Raw genomic sequence first — 14,212 nt, 5'->3', positions numbered from 1 at the left:
CATTCAAAGGGCATGTCAAGTCTATTACAACAGACAACGGTACTGAATTCGCTTGCCATGAAATGATAGGAAAAAGCCTTGGTGTCAACATCTATTTTGCCGATCCATACTCTTCATGGCAGAAGGGCGGCATAGAAAATGCAAACGGACTGATTAGGCAATACGTGCCAAAATCAGAAACTTTTGAACATGTCAGCCATCAACAAATCACAAAGTGTTCAAGGAAAATTAACATGAGACCAAGAAAGAAATTAGGATTTAAAACACCATACGAGTGCTTTTACGAACAAATTAAGTAAATTTGCACTTGCTTGTTGAATTCACGAAGCCATAAATGAACCACGAAAAGTGAAAGAAAGTTAATTAATGTTTGAGTAACGACCTATTCAGTGTCATGTTAATGTGAACCAATAGCCGAGTAATGAAAGAGAAAACATTTGCGCAAATAGCCCCCAAACTTCGGAGAGCGGCCCTGAAAGCCAGCAGAAACGCGGGGGCAACGGAGGACGAAGCCGAGGACATAGCACAGGATGCGATGCTTCGTTTCTGGCAAATGCACAACGAACTCGAAAGGTTTCGCTCACTGGAAGCCGTTGCTGGCAAGATGGCACGTAACCTGACGCTCAACATGCACCGCAAAAAGAAGTTCAAAATGCTCGACGATAGTGCGATGAATGCTGTGTCACTGACCGCCGTCTCACCGTCGACTGAGATTGAAAGCTCAGAGGAGTTGCGATGGCTGGAGAACAAAATGAAATCGTTGCCCACCACTGAATATGCCATTCTTCAGATGCGACAGGTGGAACATCAGAACAATCGCGAGATAGCACAGCGACTGGGTATCGAAGAGTCATCAGTCAGCACGCTTTTGGCAAGGGCGAGACGACGGTTGCTTGAAGAAATCAGAAGGAGGAACGGGAAATGAGAAACAATAACAGAGAAAATATTGAGAAACTGCTCAGCCTTTTCATGGAGGGGATGACCACTGTGGAGGAGGAAGCGCAGCTTGCAGATTACTTCAGGTCAGAGAAAGAAATCCCAAAGGAATGGAAAGACTACCAAACGATGTTCGCTTACTTTGACAACGGTATGCAAGGAGCGCCCATCGCTGACCGACTAACTGACGAAACCATGGGAAAATCATCCCCGTCATGGCATCGTTGGGTGGCAGCGGCTTGCCTGTTGCTGGTCGTCGGCTTAGCATTCTACTGGATTCGTGGAAATTTGAATGACAAGCCTGTTGCCGATTGCACTACGGAACAGCATCCAATTCGGACCGAAGCAAAGGTATCGGCTGTTTCCGCTGAGGAAAGACACGTCGCTATGGAGGAAAAAGTAGGGAAAAGCTCACCGATAGTCACCCAGCAGTCGGCCAGAGGCAGTGAGACAGTTGTCCAAAAGCCTGTGGAGAACAAAGAGAAGAGCCCTGCAGAGCATACCAACGCCAAGCCAGAAGCCAGCGACTACCAGCAAGAGATAGAGAAAGAGGTGGCAGCCATTGACGCATCCATCATCGAGGCTCGACTGAAGGTCGGCGATGCCGTCATGCAAGCCAGTGGATTTGATGTCGTCTTTAACGAGGACGGCACAACAGAATACAAAAGAAAAGATTCAGAAAACCAAAACATTATAGCCTTATGAAAAAGATTATTACAACGTTTTTCAGCCTGACGCTCGCACTTGCGCCGGCAACCATGCAGGCACAGGAACACATCGAGGCAGCATTCAAAAAGTTTATCAAAGAAGTCAAGGTCAGCAAGTTCGAGACTAAAGCCAAGCAAGCTGGGAAAAAGAAGTTCGACAACTATCTCACCATCTACAATTTCACGCTGAAAGGCAAGGACGTGAGCCGCATAGAGGCGATCAACGAGGCTTTCAACGCAGACGAAAGCAATGCCTACAACATCATCAGCCGAACTGGAGACGACCACAACGGTATGGCAAGTTTCACGCTCATGGGAAAGATGACGGTCATAGTAGGCGAAAAATACGAAAACCTCAACGTCATGTGCTTCGAAGATCCCAGTGACAGCACCATGAGATATGCCTACGCTGTGGAATGGGAAGTCGACAAGGGAGACGCAATAGTTGATGGACGGCCGACTGACAGTTCCGTAAAGGGAAGGCTCATAGAGACTTACTCACCACGTCCGAAAGGAGTCAGCGAGGCAAAATATGAGAAATTCACCCGCATAACCCAGCCCTCATTGTTTTTCGACAAGAAACGGAAGGGAACAATCTTTCAGGACATCGACAAATTGAAGACCGACGACGAGGCATCGAAATGGCTGGGGAAGCAAGACTGGAAGATAGACAAGTACATAAAGAAGTTCGACAGAAACACTCACGACGGAAACACCTATTATGATGTGGGCGACCAATACCTTATGGCGAAGGAGCTGGAGAGCGCATCATGGCTATCGATATTCAACAACATGAGCAATCTGACGGAAAAATACCCAAAAGGGAAAACGACATCTTACTATGTAGCCACCATCTATGATCTCTGCAAGAATGCCAGCCAACTCGACTCAGACGAACAGAAACTGGTCGTGAAAGAGTTGGACAGGCTTATCAATCTCGTACCGGACACATTCCTGAAAGAGTTGCTCAAAAAGTCGAAAAAATGCCTGAAAGAATAATCGAAGTTGCCAGAACAAATTAAAGATAATTCTCTCTCGTTCATTAGAACACTGATAAAGGAACGTCGCCAGAAAGGCGGTGTTCCTTTTTTCGTTTCTTCTCCCATAACGACTGAAGAAGACAGTCGTTCCACGCTCAGCGTGCAACCAATTTTGTAAAATTATTTCACAAATGACTAACAATAACTTAGCTTTTGAAGTGCGAAAGATGAGCTTTCACACCATCAAAGGTCAACTATTGCAATGTAAAAGATAAGGTATTGCTACTAAAAAACTATTATAAAGACTATCAGCAACTTACGAGCAATCTGTCAAAAGACAATATTGTAAAGAATATTTACTCAAACAACAGGAGACAAATATAGAGATTCTGATTGACAATCACTTATCGCCAGTAGTGGCGGAAACGAATCATCATTCATCGTCTGACAGAGAAATGAACCCAAATAACAGTTTCGCAAAGGCCGACTATGGCAGGCTGCACGCTCGCCAGAGACAGTCATCACAAGACAATGCCAAATCGGACATACCTTATAAAAAACATAAAATCACCCTTTGTTTGCAAATAATTTATTAAATTTGCAAACTATATAGAATATAATTCGATTATTAAAAAGAATGAACGTTTTAGAATTATCAGAACAAGAGATTGTACGCCGTCAGAGCTTGCAGGAGTTGCGCCGTCTGGGTATTGACCCATATCCAGCAGCAGAGTTTCCAACCAATGCTTTTTCGACAGATATAAAATCGGAATTTAACGAGAACGAGAAGCGCGAAGTAGTCATTGCCGGACGGCTTATGGGTCGCCGTGTCATGGGAAAGGCCTCGTTCGCGGAGATACAGGATAGCAAGGGCAGAATACAGGTTTACGTCACACGCGACGACCTATGCCCTGGTGAGAACAAAGACACCTACAATGTACTTTTCAAGAAACTGCTTGACATTGGCGATTTCGTGGGTATCAAGGGCTTTGTGTTCAAGACACAGATGGGAGAGATTTCAGTTCATGCACAAGAGATAACACTACTATCGAAGAGTTTGAAGCCACTGCCTGTCGTAAAGTACAAGGACGGGGTGGCCTACGACAAGTTCGACGACCCAGAGCTGCGCTATCGCCGTCGCTACGTTGACCTCGTGGTCAACGATGGTGTGAAAGAGACCTTCATGAAGCGTGCAACAGTGCTGCGCACCATGCGCAACTTCTTCGACGAAGCTGGCTATACAGAAGTCGAGACTCCGACGCTGCAGAGCATTCCCGGAGGAGCCAGCGCACGCCCATTCACCACACACTTCAATGCGCTGAACATAGAGATGTACATGCGTATCGCCACCGAGTTGTATCTGAAGCGACTCATAGTAGGAGGCTTCGAGGGGGTTTACGAAATCGGCAAGAACTTCCGCAACGAAGGTATGGACCGCTTCCACAATCCAGAGTTCACATGCATGGAACTGTACGTTCAGTACAAGGATTACAACTGGATGATGGGCTTTACCGAGAGACTCTTGGAGAAAATCTGCACGGAAGTGAATGGAAAGACTGAAGTACAGGTGGGCGAAAACCTCATCAGCTTCAAGGCACCGTTCCGCCGTCTGCCCATACTTGATGCCATCAAGGAGAAGACAGGCTTCGATCTCAACGGCAAAAGCGAAGAGGAAATACGCCATATCGCCGTCGACGACCTCAAGTTGGAGGGAATCGACGACAGCTTCGGCAAGGGAAAACTCATCGATGAGATATTCGGTGAGTTCTGCGAAGGCACATACATCCAGCCAACATTCATCACCGACTATCCCGTTGAGATGTCACCGCTAACCAAAATGCACCGTTCAAAGGCCGGACTGACAGAGCGTTTCGAGCTGATGGTCAACGGAAAGGAACTGGCCAATGCCTATTCGGAGCTCAACGACCCACTCGATCAGGAAGAACGCTTCAAGGAACAGATGCGGTTAGCTGACAATGGCGACGACGAGGCCATGATTATCGATCAGGATTTCTTGCGCGCACTACAGTACGGAATGCCTCCGACATCAGGTATCGGCATCGGTATCGACCGCTTAGTCATGCTTATGACCGGTCAGGAGTACATTCAGGAAGTGCTACTCTTCCCACAAATGAAGCCAGAGGCAAAGATGCCACAAAGCAGCGTTAAGGAATGGGCAGAGATTGGCGTGGAAGAGGATTGGGTTTACGTACTTCGCAAGTGCGGGTTCAACCTCATCCAAAACATCAAGGAGGAGAAAGCGCAAGGCTTGCAGCAAAAGCTCGGAGAAATAAACAAAAAGTATAAACTCGGCTACGACAAGCCTTCTGTTGACGAAATTCAGCAGTGGATTGACAAAGCCAATCAATTGTAAAAATAAAAAGGTAAGAGGGAAGGAAGGAACAACGGTTGGAGAATCTTACTCACACACCTTTCACATCTCCCCTTCTTATCCTTTTATCTTGCAAAGATGTACGACGTAGGGAACATAGCAATCATCGGAAGCGGAAGTTGGGCAACAGCGATCGCCAAGATAGTGGTGGAACACACCCACCATATTGGCTGGTACTTCCGACGCGATGAGAGAATAGAGGACTTCCGTAGGCTTGGGCATAACCCAACCTATCTGACAAGTGCGCATTTCGACATGAACGAAGTGACATTATCCTCAGACATAAACCGACTGGTACAGGATTACGACACACTTATCTTCGTTACGCCATCACCATATCTGAAGGCAATATTGAAGAAGGTGAAGTCAAAACTCAACAATAAATTCATCGTAACAGCAATAAAGGGAATTGTTCCCGACGAAAACCTGGTCTGCTCTGAGTATTTTCATCGCGTACTGAACGTGCCCGATGAGAACCTGGCAGTAATTGGCGGCCCTTCGCATGCCGAAGAAGTGGCAATGGAGCGCCTTACCTATCTCACGGTCGGCTGTTCCGACCAAGAGAAAGCACAAGCCATGACCGAAGTGCTCGCCTCCAACTACGTAAAAACCAAGACTTCGCCAGATGTGCTGGGCATTGAGTACGCATCGGTGCTGAAAAATGTCTATGCCATCGCATCAGGCATCTGCGCTGGGCTACAATATGGTGACAATTTCCAGTCAGTTATCATCTCCAATGCCATGCAAGAGATGGAGCGCGCGCTGACAGCGCTCAACCCTATCCCACGTTCGATGATTGACAGCGTGTATTTGGGCGACCAACTCGTCACGGGATATAGCAATTTCAGCCGAAACCGCACCTTTGGCATGATGATAGGCAAAGGATACAGCGTGAAATCGGCACAAGTGGAAATGGAAATGATTGCGGAAGGCTATTTCGGAACTAAGTGCATGAAAGAAATCAATCGGCACTTGCACGTCAATATGCCTATACTTGATGCCGTTTATAACATTCTTTACGAACGCATCAGTCCGCAAATAGAGATAAAATTATTAACAGATTCATTCCGATAATTAAATTATTAACAGATTTATTCAGGTAAACGACAATGGAAAGTATTAAATTAGACATTTCTAAAGCTGCCCAATTCTTGAACCCTGGTTCAGTTGAGGGCTACGCTCCACAAGTGGCCGCAGCTCAAGAGGCACTTGAAAACGGCACATGCCCAGGTAACGACTTCCTCGGATGGCTGCATTTGCCATCAAGTATTACCCCTTCATTCCTTAATGAGGTACAAACTGTGGCAAAAACGCTCCGTGAAAAGTGCGAGGTTGTTGTGGTTGCGGGCATTGGAGGCTCATATCTCGGCGCACGAGCAGTCATCGAAGCCTTGAGCAACAGTTTCGCATGGCTCATAAAAGACAAACAAAACCCAACCATTCTTTTTGCTGGCAACAACATAGGAGAGGACTATCTCTACGAATTAACTGAATATTTGAAGGACAAAAGGTTTGGTGTCATCAACATTTCCAAGTCAGGCACAACCACAGAGACAGCTCTTGCCTTCCGTTTGCTGAAAAAACAGTGCGAAACACAGCGCGGAAAAGAAGAAGCAAGGAATGTCATCGTAGCCGTAACCGATGCTAACAAAGGCGCAGCACGCACCGCAGCCAATCAAGAAGGTTACAAAACGTTCGTGATACCTGACAATGTTGGTGGCCGTTTCTCTGTTCTCACCCCTGTAGGCTTACTTCCCATCGCTGTTGCTGGATTCAATATCGAGCAATTGATTAGCGGTGCCCAGCAAATGGAGCAAGAAACTGGCAAAGACAGGCCATTCAGCGAAAACATTGCCGCACGCTATGCAGCCGTGCGCCAAGCTCTCTATTCGCAAGCAGGCAAGAAAATAGAAATCATTGTGAACTTCCAGCCAAAACTTCACTTCATGTCGGAGTGGTGGAAGCAGCTCTACGGCGAAAGCGAAGGCAAGGACCTGAAGGGCATTTTCCCAGCAGCGTGCGATTTTACGACAGACCTTCACTCCATGGGACAATGGATTCAGGAGGGCGAGCGCTCCATTTTCGAGACCGTTTTGTCGGTTGAAAAGCCTAACAACCAATTGCTTTTTCCCCACGATGACGAAAATCTGGACGGTTTGAACTTCCTCGAGGGAAAGCGCGTTGATGAGGTAAATAAGATGGCTGAGCTCGGAACACGTCTTGCCCACGTAGATGGCAGCGTGCCAAACATCCGCATCAGCATCCCGACATTGAACGAATATTATCTCGGACAGCTGATTTACTTCTTCGAGAAGGCGTGTGGCATCAGTGGACTGGTACAGCAAGTAAATCCATTCAACCAGCCGGGAGTTGAAGCTTACAAAAAGAACATGTTCGCATTGCTCGACAAACCAGGCTATGAAGCTGAGAGCAAAGCCATCAGAGAGAGGCTATAACCGTACGTCCAGTTTGTTTTTTCTCCCATCCCCCTCTCCCATCATGAGGAGATGGGGATGGGATTTTCAATTAATCGAACTATGTTTCAAGAAGCAATCAATCAATACAATCGGGGGTCAGCCCACCCTTTCAACCCAAAAGTTGTGCTGTTCGACATGGACGGTGTTCTTTATGACTCCATGCCCAATCATGCGCAAGTGTGGATGCTTGCCATGAAGGAGAACGGCATCAAGTTTTCGGCCAAAGACGCTTATGCAACAGAAGGCGCACGTGGAGTTGACACCGTGAAAAAGTATGCAAAAGCCCAGTTAGGCAAAGACCTCACTGACGAGGAAGCCGAAGCCATCTATCAGCTGAAGGCAAGATATTTCCACGAGTTGCTCCCACCTTCCATTTTCGATGGCGTAAGGGATCTGATGCAGAAGATAAGGAATTGCGGACTGAAAATCGGTGTTGTGACGGGCAGTGGCCAGCGAACACTCATCGAGCGGTTGCTCAACGACTTCAGCGACTTTCTCACCGAAGATCAAGTGACGACGGCTTTCGACGTGAAACGTGGCAAACCTAATCCAGATCCTTACCTCACGGGCTTGCGAAAGGCTGGAAACTATGCTCCTTACGAAGGTATCGTGGTCGAAAACGCACCTCTGGGCATCCGTTCCGGAGTGGCCGCACATTGTTTTACAGTGGCTATCAACAGCGGGCCATTGTCCGACTCCTCTCTGCTGGACGAAGGCGCCAACATTCTATTCCCAACCATCCGCAAGTTCGCTGACAACTGGGACGACCTAATCAGGAATCTGAAACCAGGCTTTTAGCCTTTCACTCCCTGCATTCAAAAGAAGACTCGATAAAGCATGCCACGTTTCAACATTTCAAGAAAGCATCTTCTCATCGGCAGTTTACTGATGGGGTTATTGTTGGTTGCCTTCCTTGTTTATCGGCTGATTCCTCTTACACTGGAAGATATGGAAGACAGTTCAGTGGTGATAGAACAAGAGTCTTACTATCAACTGGAAATCAACGGAAAGCCCAGTTTATATTTCGCCAACTACGAGGGCTCGTTGCTGATAGGCGGAACTGTCAACAAGGATTCCATCAAGACCCGCAAGGTCAGAATGAAGGGATATTGGGTGAATCGCTACCCAGTCGTGCCCAGTTGCTTCGGACGCATTGTCACGAAATGGGAAAACCGCCCGTCAAGAATCGTCAACCTGAGCAGCGATGCCATCCATCAGTTCCTCTTGCACGAATATTTCGCGACCGACGACGAGCTGGCCGGACTGCAAACCCAGCACAACGAACTCTCCTACTATATGCGAATGCACAGTGTTAAGGACTTCGGTTATAACAGGATTGCCGACTATCACAAATACGTGACCCACCAAATGGACTCACTCAACAAAGTAATTGCTGCAATAAGGAACATCAAAAGCGATTCGCACTTGAGGATTCGGCAAATCAACCGCTATGTTGTGTTAGGAAACGCCAATGCAAAACGAAAAGAGTGCAGACGATTGCAGATATATGCAGACAAAGGCGACATCTTAATTCAGACCGTCAACAAACTGACACCCATCAACGTGAGAACGAGGATGGATGCAGGACTTGCCCAAACCATGTTGATGAAGGAAACATCACTGGCAAAAAAGGCACTAAACAAGCCGCTTCAGATTGGCACTCCCGACTCATTAGGCTACTATATCGGCGAGGAAAAGAACGGCATACCCAATGGATACGGACGGCACTACGGAAACAACGGAAGTTTCTACTACGGCCATTGGGAAAACGGCAAGCGCAATGGATTCGGTTTTTACATAGCTCCACACGAATACTTGATGGTGGGTGAGTGGAAAAACGACGTGTTCAAGGGCGAGCGCCTCACTTATAATAACGAACGGATATATGGCATCGACATATCGAGACATCAACACGAGAAAGGTAATAAGAAGTTTAAAATAGACTGGAGCAAACTCCGAATCATCGATTTAGGAAAAATCAGTGAGAAAAAGTTGGAGGGAGAGGTCAACTACCCCATTTCTTTCATGTATATCAAATCGACAGAGGGATGCACAGTTTTCAACAATTATTATAACGAGGACTATGCTCAGGCTTCGAAACACGGCATAAGGGTAGGCACATATCACTTCTTCTCGACCACATCATCAGGCGCGGCACAAGCTCAATACTTCCTGAGCAAGAGCAAATTCCGCAAAGGCAACCTGCCAGCAGTTCTCGATGTCGAGCCTTCCGACGCACAGATAATGAGAATGGGCGGACCGGAGGCGATGTTCAAGCACATCCGCGACTGGATGTCTATCGTCCATAAGCGAACGGGAGTGCGCCCAATTCTCTACATCAGCCAGATGTTCACCAAGAAATACCTACCACTTGCCGCCGACATTCAAGGCAACTATTTTGTCTGGATTGCCCGTTACGGCGAGTACAAGCCTGAAATCAAACTCAGCATCTGGCAGTTGAGTCCCGATGGCAGAGTAAGCGGTATTCATGGCGATGTCGATATCAACGTGTTCAACGGCTATAAGAACAATTACGAGGACTTCCTGAAGAAATATTGCATCAGATAGATTGGCTGCAGAACAGCATTTCCAACTCCTTCGCATGAACGCAAAAAGTGCTTCACCAGCGTTTTTGCACATTTATAGCCAGCTGCACGGGCCAGCATCCCCGTCTAAACGGCTCATCGATCAAGTGTTCAAGTAATCCCGAATCGGCTCATTCGCCTGCAATTCCACAACCCAATATTGTTAGCGTTGCCTCTATCAACCATTGATAGCCGATGGATTTAACCGTTTCGGACATCGCTTTTGTAAAATATTTTCCCATTTCCGCCCGCCATCACTGCCCTATCACTGCCCCAAAGGTCAGTTATCGCAAAGTAAAAGGTCAGCTTTGGTTTGTTCAAAGCTGACCTTTTACATTGCAGACCTCAACGTGCTTATTTTCAAATGCTTACAAGCGGCGAAACGGAAGACCGTGTTGTAAAATATTTTCATCTCGCTTCAAATCGGCAGAACACTCTAAGAGATTCTGACGAATGGCCCAACTCAACTCATGCGCACATCAAGCCTAAACCGTAATCTCTGCCGACCCGAAGCAGCGATGATGTGCCTCATCGTAAATGACACAGAATTGACCAGGCGCCACTCCGTGAATTTTCTCCGCGGAATGGATGACAGCCTCTGACGAGACAGCCGAGGTTGCCGACGGTACAGACATTTCCAGATAGCCTCTGTGGAACTCAGGTGTGTGACGAATCTTAAAGGTTATCGGAATCCTATCTGCGGGAACTTCGCCAGCCACCGCAGCCAAACCGTTGTCAGCAGAAGAAGCCGTCTTATCGGAAGAACTGGGAGAGGATGTCAACCAATGCAGGTCGTGAACCTTGAAATCCTTTTTGTAAGCGGTCTCTGGATCATAACCGTGGCTGACAAAAAGCACGTTGCTACCGACATCTTTCTTGACCACAAACCACGGTCCGCCACCAAAACCTAATCCTTTGCGCTGTCCTATCGTGTGGAACCAAAGTCCTTTGTGCTGGCCTATTTTCCGACCAGTCTCCAATTCAACAACATCGCCAACCTGTTCACCAAGATATCGACGTACATACTCGTTGTAATCGATATTCCCTAAGAAGCAGATGCCTTGCGAATCCTTGCGCTTTGCATTGATGAGATGCTCTCGCTCTGCAATCTCGCGCACCTCATTCTTGGCATAGTGACCAATCGGAAAGACTGCTTTCCTCAGCTGCCAGTCGTATATCTGGGCCAGGAAGTCGGTCTGATCCTTAACCGGATCTGGACTTGTGCAGAGCCATTTCTTACCATCTATCCATTCGGTCTGGGCATAATGACCAGTGGCAATGAGATCATAGTCATGCCCACGCTTCTCGTCGAAAGCACCAAACTTTATCATCCGATTGCACATCACGTCAGGATTAGGCGTGAACCCAGCCTTCACCTTCTCCATTGTGTATTTCGTCACCTGATTCCAATACTCCTTATGGCAATCGATCACTTCGAGCCGACAACCATAACGGCGCGCAACAGAAGTAGCCATCTCAAGGTCTTCCTCGGAGTTGCAGTCCCATTCCTCCTTCTCCTCAGGCCCAATCCTGATGTAGAAGCAATCGGGAGTCAGCCCATATTGGGCAAACTCATGGACAACAACCGAGCTATCGACGCCGCCTGACAAAAGAACGGCAATTCGCTGATCTTTAATCTCATCATAATTCATGCTGCAAAGTTACTATTTTCCAAGAACTTAAACCTCGTTCGCTGTCAACTTTTTACGCTTTCCCACCTTCATCTTGTCAAATCCGATGCCATAAACACCATTCACGGCACTCTGAGAGACAAACGCTTCGGGGTCGATTTGGTCAATTACTTGGAATATTTCCCTCGTCTCTGCCCTACGGGCCAAAATGAAAAGCATGCCTACCTCCCTGCCTGTATAGAAGCCACGCGCGTCGATTAAAGTGCAGCCACGTTGCACATCGTTATTGATTGCATTTCCAATCTCCTGCCACTTCTCCGAGACGACAAAGAACTGGACTGAGCCTCGCAAGCCATTAATGACATAATCCACAACGGAGGTCATGACAAACAGGGCAATGTAGCCGTAAATGATGTTCTCCCAGTTCTTCAAAACAACGTATCCCGAAGTGATGATTATCAGGTCGCAAGCCAAAATCACCTTCCCCAACGACACGTCGTGGTGCTTGTTGATCATCGCCGCTATGACATCAGAGCCTCCAGTGCTGGCATTGTACTGCAAAGCGATACCCGTACCAATTCCAAGCAAAGCTCCGCCAATCACACAGGCCAAGAAAGGCTGATCGACAAACAAAGTCTGGCCAGCCAAAACCGACTGAAAAAACGACGTTTGCAACGTAAATACCACAACAGAGAAGATGGTTCGGACGCAAAACCTCCAACCCAAAATCCGCAAGGCTACCAAAAGCAAGGTGATATTCAACACGAAGTAAGTGTATTGCACAGGGATCTGCATTCCCCAGAACACCACCGACGAAAAACCGGCTATTCCACCAATAGGAATCTTATGGGGCAAGATGAACGCACACCAGCCAAAACTTGCTATTGAGATAGCAATGGCAATAAAAAGGAAATTCTTTACCTCACGAAACACGTTCTTTAGCTGACTTTCAACCATAACTATTAAATTTTAATCCAAAGTTAATTCTATACAATATAAGGGCATTTTCAAGTCCTCCTTATAGTAAATTGTTATATTTTTCGAGTACAAAGATACAACAGAAAGATGAAATAGTAAAGAAATTAACTAAATAAGTTGATAAAATAGCTGTTCGGAACGGGTTTTAGCAGTAAGCAGTCAAGGGAGAAAGGGACAAAGAAATGATTAAAACAGGTGTTGTTTACATATAAAACGCTAAATATAAGAGAATTAATAACAATTCAATAAAAACAAAAGAACTCATCTTTTCAACTAATTCAGCTTCGATTAGAATGTTACAGATTAAAACATTTGGTTATAAAAACAACTGTATAACTTAAAAAAATAACTAAAAACAATAGTAGCAAGGGGTAAATATCACCACCAACTTACAATCTGTAACAAAAGAAAGGAAGTACTTTTCACAAGCACTTCCCTCAGATAATATTTTATATTAGAGAACTTTTACTCTCCAAGTAACACCGACATTCACCTGCGATTCTTTATCGCGGACGGTGCCATTGGGATTGGTGTTCTTTCCAAATGCGTAGCTGTAATATCCATGAACACGAACGTTCTTGTCCTTTAACGGGAAATACTCCATACCCGCACCTATGCGCGTCAACTCCGTTCCATCTTGAACCGCCACGTCAGCATCGGTACCAGACTTGTTAACTTCATAACTTGCCTTAGCAAAAACATTTACTTTCTCAGTAGGTTGGTATGACACTTGCCCCACGACAGAGCAGTCTTTACCGAAAAAAGCCTGATGTGAAGCGGCCCGATTCATGAAATCCAACTCCAACTGAACTTTCTCACCAAAGTGGAATCTGTTGCCTAACGAGATGTAGTTGATGAATTTATTAGGAGCATATTCTAAGAGATTGACTGACCAGTTTGACTCATAAAAGCCGTGAACACCCATCCATTGCAAGTTGTAGGCATACATGTCTGCGCTGTTACCTGTCCTGTTCTTGTACGGTTTCTGATAAGGGCTCTGGCAAACCTGAGCGACAAAAGCATCTTTCTTGCTATTGGTGACATATTCTCCTGCCAATCCCCACTGATAACAAGGGAAGTTGTAGCAAAACTCAGAAAGGAAATAACAGTCGATTGGTGCTGGATACAACTCCCAACCAGCCACAAGCACAATGTACTTACCAGCAATAAGCGACAGATTATTCGTGGGTTTATACTTCAAATAAAGCCAGTCGGTAGCATCAAAGAATGTATAATCCTTGTTGATTCCGTTGAGTCTTTGACGGTAAGCATAGGAGAATTTTGGCGAAAGATCGCCTTTCAACACAAAATCAACAATGTTTCCCTTAAAACCGCTTTGGTCTTTGTTCTTCTCTCCATCAACAGAGGTGTACTGATAGTCACCACGCGCCTCAACAGTGAGATTCAAAGGTTTATTATTCTGTGCCGTCGCAGTGGTGCAACTCAAAACCAATAGCGCAAAAATAGTTCTAAAATTCATAATATCAGTTAATATAAAACAAAATAATTCCACAGAGACAAGTAGC

12 protein-coding genes are annotated in these 14,212 nt (G+C 46.2%); 9 read left to right on the top strand and 3 right to left on the bottom strand.

Features of this window, described 5'->3' with window-relative positions; genetic code table 11:
• The 9 genes from H515_RS0100885 to H515_RS0100845 form a co-directional block, all read left to right on the top strand.
• Positions 1 to 299: IS30 family transposase (locus tag H515_RS0100885; RefSeq protein ID WP_154653605.1), on the top strand; the 299-nt coding region annotated here is incomplete at its 5' end.
• A 122-nt stretch (positions 300 to 421) separates the two neighbouring features.
• Entirely contained in the window at positions 422 to 925 is a 504-nt protein-coding gene (locus tag H515_RS0100880; RefSeq protein WP_025876224.1) for an RNA polymerase sigma factor, read from the top strand.
• Positions 922 to 1,641 carry a hypothetical protein gene (locus H515_RS0100875; RefSeq protein WP_025876226.1) on the top strand — a complete coding sequence of 240 codons (720 nt, stop codon included), beginning with the start codon at positions 922 to 924 and terminating at the stop codon, positions 1,639 to 1,641. The genes H515_RS0100880 and H515_RS0100875 overlap by 4 nt, the downstream gene beginning before the upstream one ends.
• A complete protein-coding gene (locus H515_RS13680) occupies positions 1,638 to 2,642 on the top strand; it encodes a hypothetical protein (RefSeq protein WP_025876228.1) in 1,005 nt (334 codons plus the stop codon). The genes H515_RS0100875 and H515_RS13680 overlap by 4 nt, the downstream gene beginning before the upstream one ends.
• 618 nt (positions 2,643 to 3,260) lie before the next feature.
• A complete protein-coding gene (gene lysS / locus H515_RS0100865; RefSeq protein WP_025876230.1) occupies positions 3,261 to 4,997 on the top strand; it encodes a lysine--tRNA ligase in 1,737 nt (578 codons plus the stop codon).
• A gap of 96 nt (positions 4,998 to 5,093) precedes the next feature.
• On the top strand, positions 5,094 to 6,089 hold the full coding sequence (locus H515_RS0100860; RefSeq protein WP_025876232.1) for an NAD(P)H-dependent glycerol-3-phosphate dehydrogenase: 996 nt from the start codon (positions 5,094 to 5,096) through the stop codon (positions 6,087 to 6,089).
• Positions 6,090 to 6,124: 35 nt separating this feature from the next.
• Positions 6,125 to 7,471 (top strand): glucose-6-phosphate isomerase, encoded by a 1,347-nt coding sequence (locus tag H515_RS0100855; RefSeq protein ID WP_025876233.1) that lies wholly within the window; start codon positions 6,125 to 6,127, stop codon positions 7,469 to 7,471.
• Between the two features lie 81 nt (positions 7,472 to 7,552).
• Entirely contained in the window at positions 7,553 to 8,290 is a 738-nt protein-coding gene (locus H515_RS0100850; RefSeq protein ID WP_025876234.1) for an HAD family hydrolase, read from the top strand.
• Between the two features lie 39 nt (positions 8,291 to 8,329).
• On the top strand, positions 8,330 to 10,060 hold the full coding sequence (locus tag H515_RS0100845; RefSeq protein WP_025876235.1) for a GH25 family lysozyme: 1,731 nt from the start codon (positions 8,330 to 8,332) through the stop codon (positions 10,058 to 10,060).
• A 502-nt stretch (positions 10,061 to 10,562) separates the two neighbouring features.
• On the opposite strand, the gene mnmA is transcribed toward H515_RS0100845, so the two are convergent.
• The 3 genes from mnmA to H515_RS0100830 all read right to left on the bottom strand — a co-directional run bounded on the left by mnmA (position 10,563) and on the right by H515_RS0100830 (position 14,166).
• Positions 10,563 to 11,729, bottom strand: coding sequence for a tRNA 2-thiouridine(34) synthase MnmA (mnmA, locus tag H515_RS0100840; RefSeq protein ID WP_025876236.1), 1,167 nt, complete (start codon positions 11,727 to 11,729; stop codon positions 10,563 to 10,565).
• Between the two features lie 27 nt (positions 11,730 to 11,756).
• Entirely contained in the window at positions 11,757 to 12,665 is a 909-nt protein-coding gene (locus tag H515_RS0100835) for a YitT family protein (protein ID WP_025876237.1), read from the bottom strand.
• 475 nt (positions 12,666 to 13,140) lie between these two features.
• A complete protein-coding gene (locus H515_RS0100830; RefSeq protein WP_025876238.1) occupies positions 13,141 to 14,166 on the bottom strand; it encodes a porin in 1,026 nt (341 codons plus the stop codon).
• Positions 14,167 to 14,212 lie beyond the last annotated feature (46 nt).

Source organism: Prevotella corporis DSM 18810 = JCM 8529, from assembly GCF_000430525.1.
Taxonomy (GTDB): domain Bacteria; phylum Bacteroidota; class Bacteroidia; order Bacteroidales; family Bacteroidaceae; genus Prevotella; species Prevotella corporis.
The sequence above is the reverse complement of the archived record's forward strand: the minus strand, read 5'-3'. Positions and strand labels throughout refer to the sequence as shown.

Coding starts and splice junctions, on each gene's coding strand:
- H515_RS0100880 (WP_025876224.1), top strand. CDS start 422: ATGAAAGAGAAAACATTTGCGCAAATAGCCCCCAAACTTCGGAGAGCG.
- H515_RS0100875 (WP_025876226.1), top strand. CDS start 922: ATGAGAAACAATAACAGAGAAAATATTGAGAAACTGCTCAGCCTTTTC.
- H515_RS13680 (WP_025876228.1), top strand. CDS start 1,638: ATGAAAAAGATTATTACAACGTTTTTCAGCCTGACGCTCGCACTTGCG.
- lysS (WP_025876230.1), top strand. CDS start 3,261: ATGAACGTTTTAGAATTATCAGAACAAGAGATTGTACGCCGTCAGAGC.
- H515_RS0100860 (WP_025876232.1), top strand. CDS start 5,094: ATGTACGACGTAGGGAACATAGCAATCATCGGAAGCGGAAGTTGGGCA.
- H515_RS0100855 (WP_025876233.1), top strand. CDS start 6,125: ATGGAAAGTATTAAATTAGACATTTCTAAAGCTGCCCAATTCTTGAAC.
- H515_RS0100850 (WP_025876234.1), top strand. CDS start 7,553: ATGTTTCAAGAAGCAATCAATCAATACAATCGGGGGTCAGCCCACCCT.
- H515_RS0100845 (WP_025876235.1), top strand. CDS start 8,330: ATGCCACGTTTCAACATTTCAAGAAAGCATCTTCTCATCGGCAGTTTA.
- mnmA (WP_025876236.1), bottom strand. CDS start 11,729: ATGAATTATGATGAGATTAAAGATCAGCGAATTGCCGTTCTTTTGTCA.
- H515_RS0100835 (WP_025876237.1), bottom strand. CDS start 12,665: ATGGTTGAAAGTCAGCTAAAGAACGTGTTTCGTGAGGTAAAGAATTTC.
- H515_RS0100830 (WP_025876238.1), bottom strand. CDS start 14,166: ATGAATTTTAGAACTATTTTTGCGCTATTGGTTTTGAGTTGCACCACT.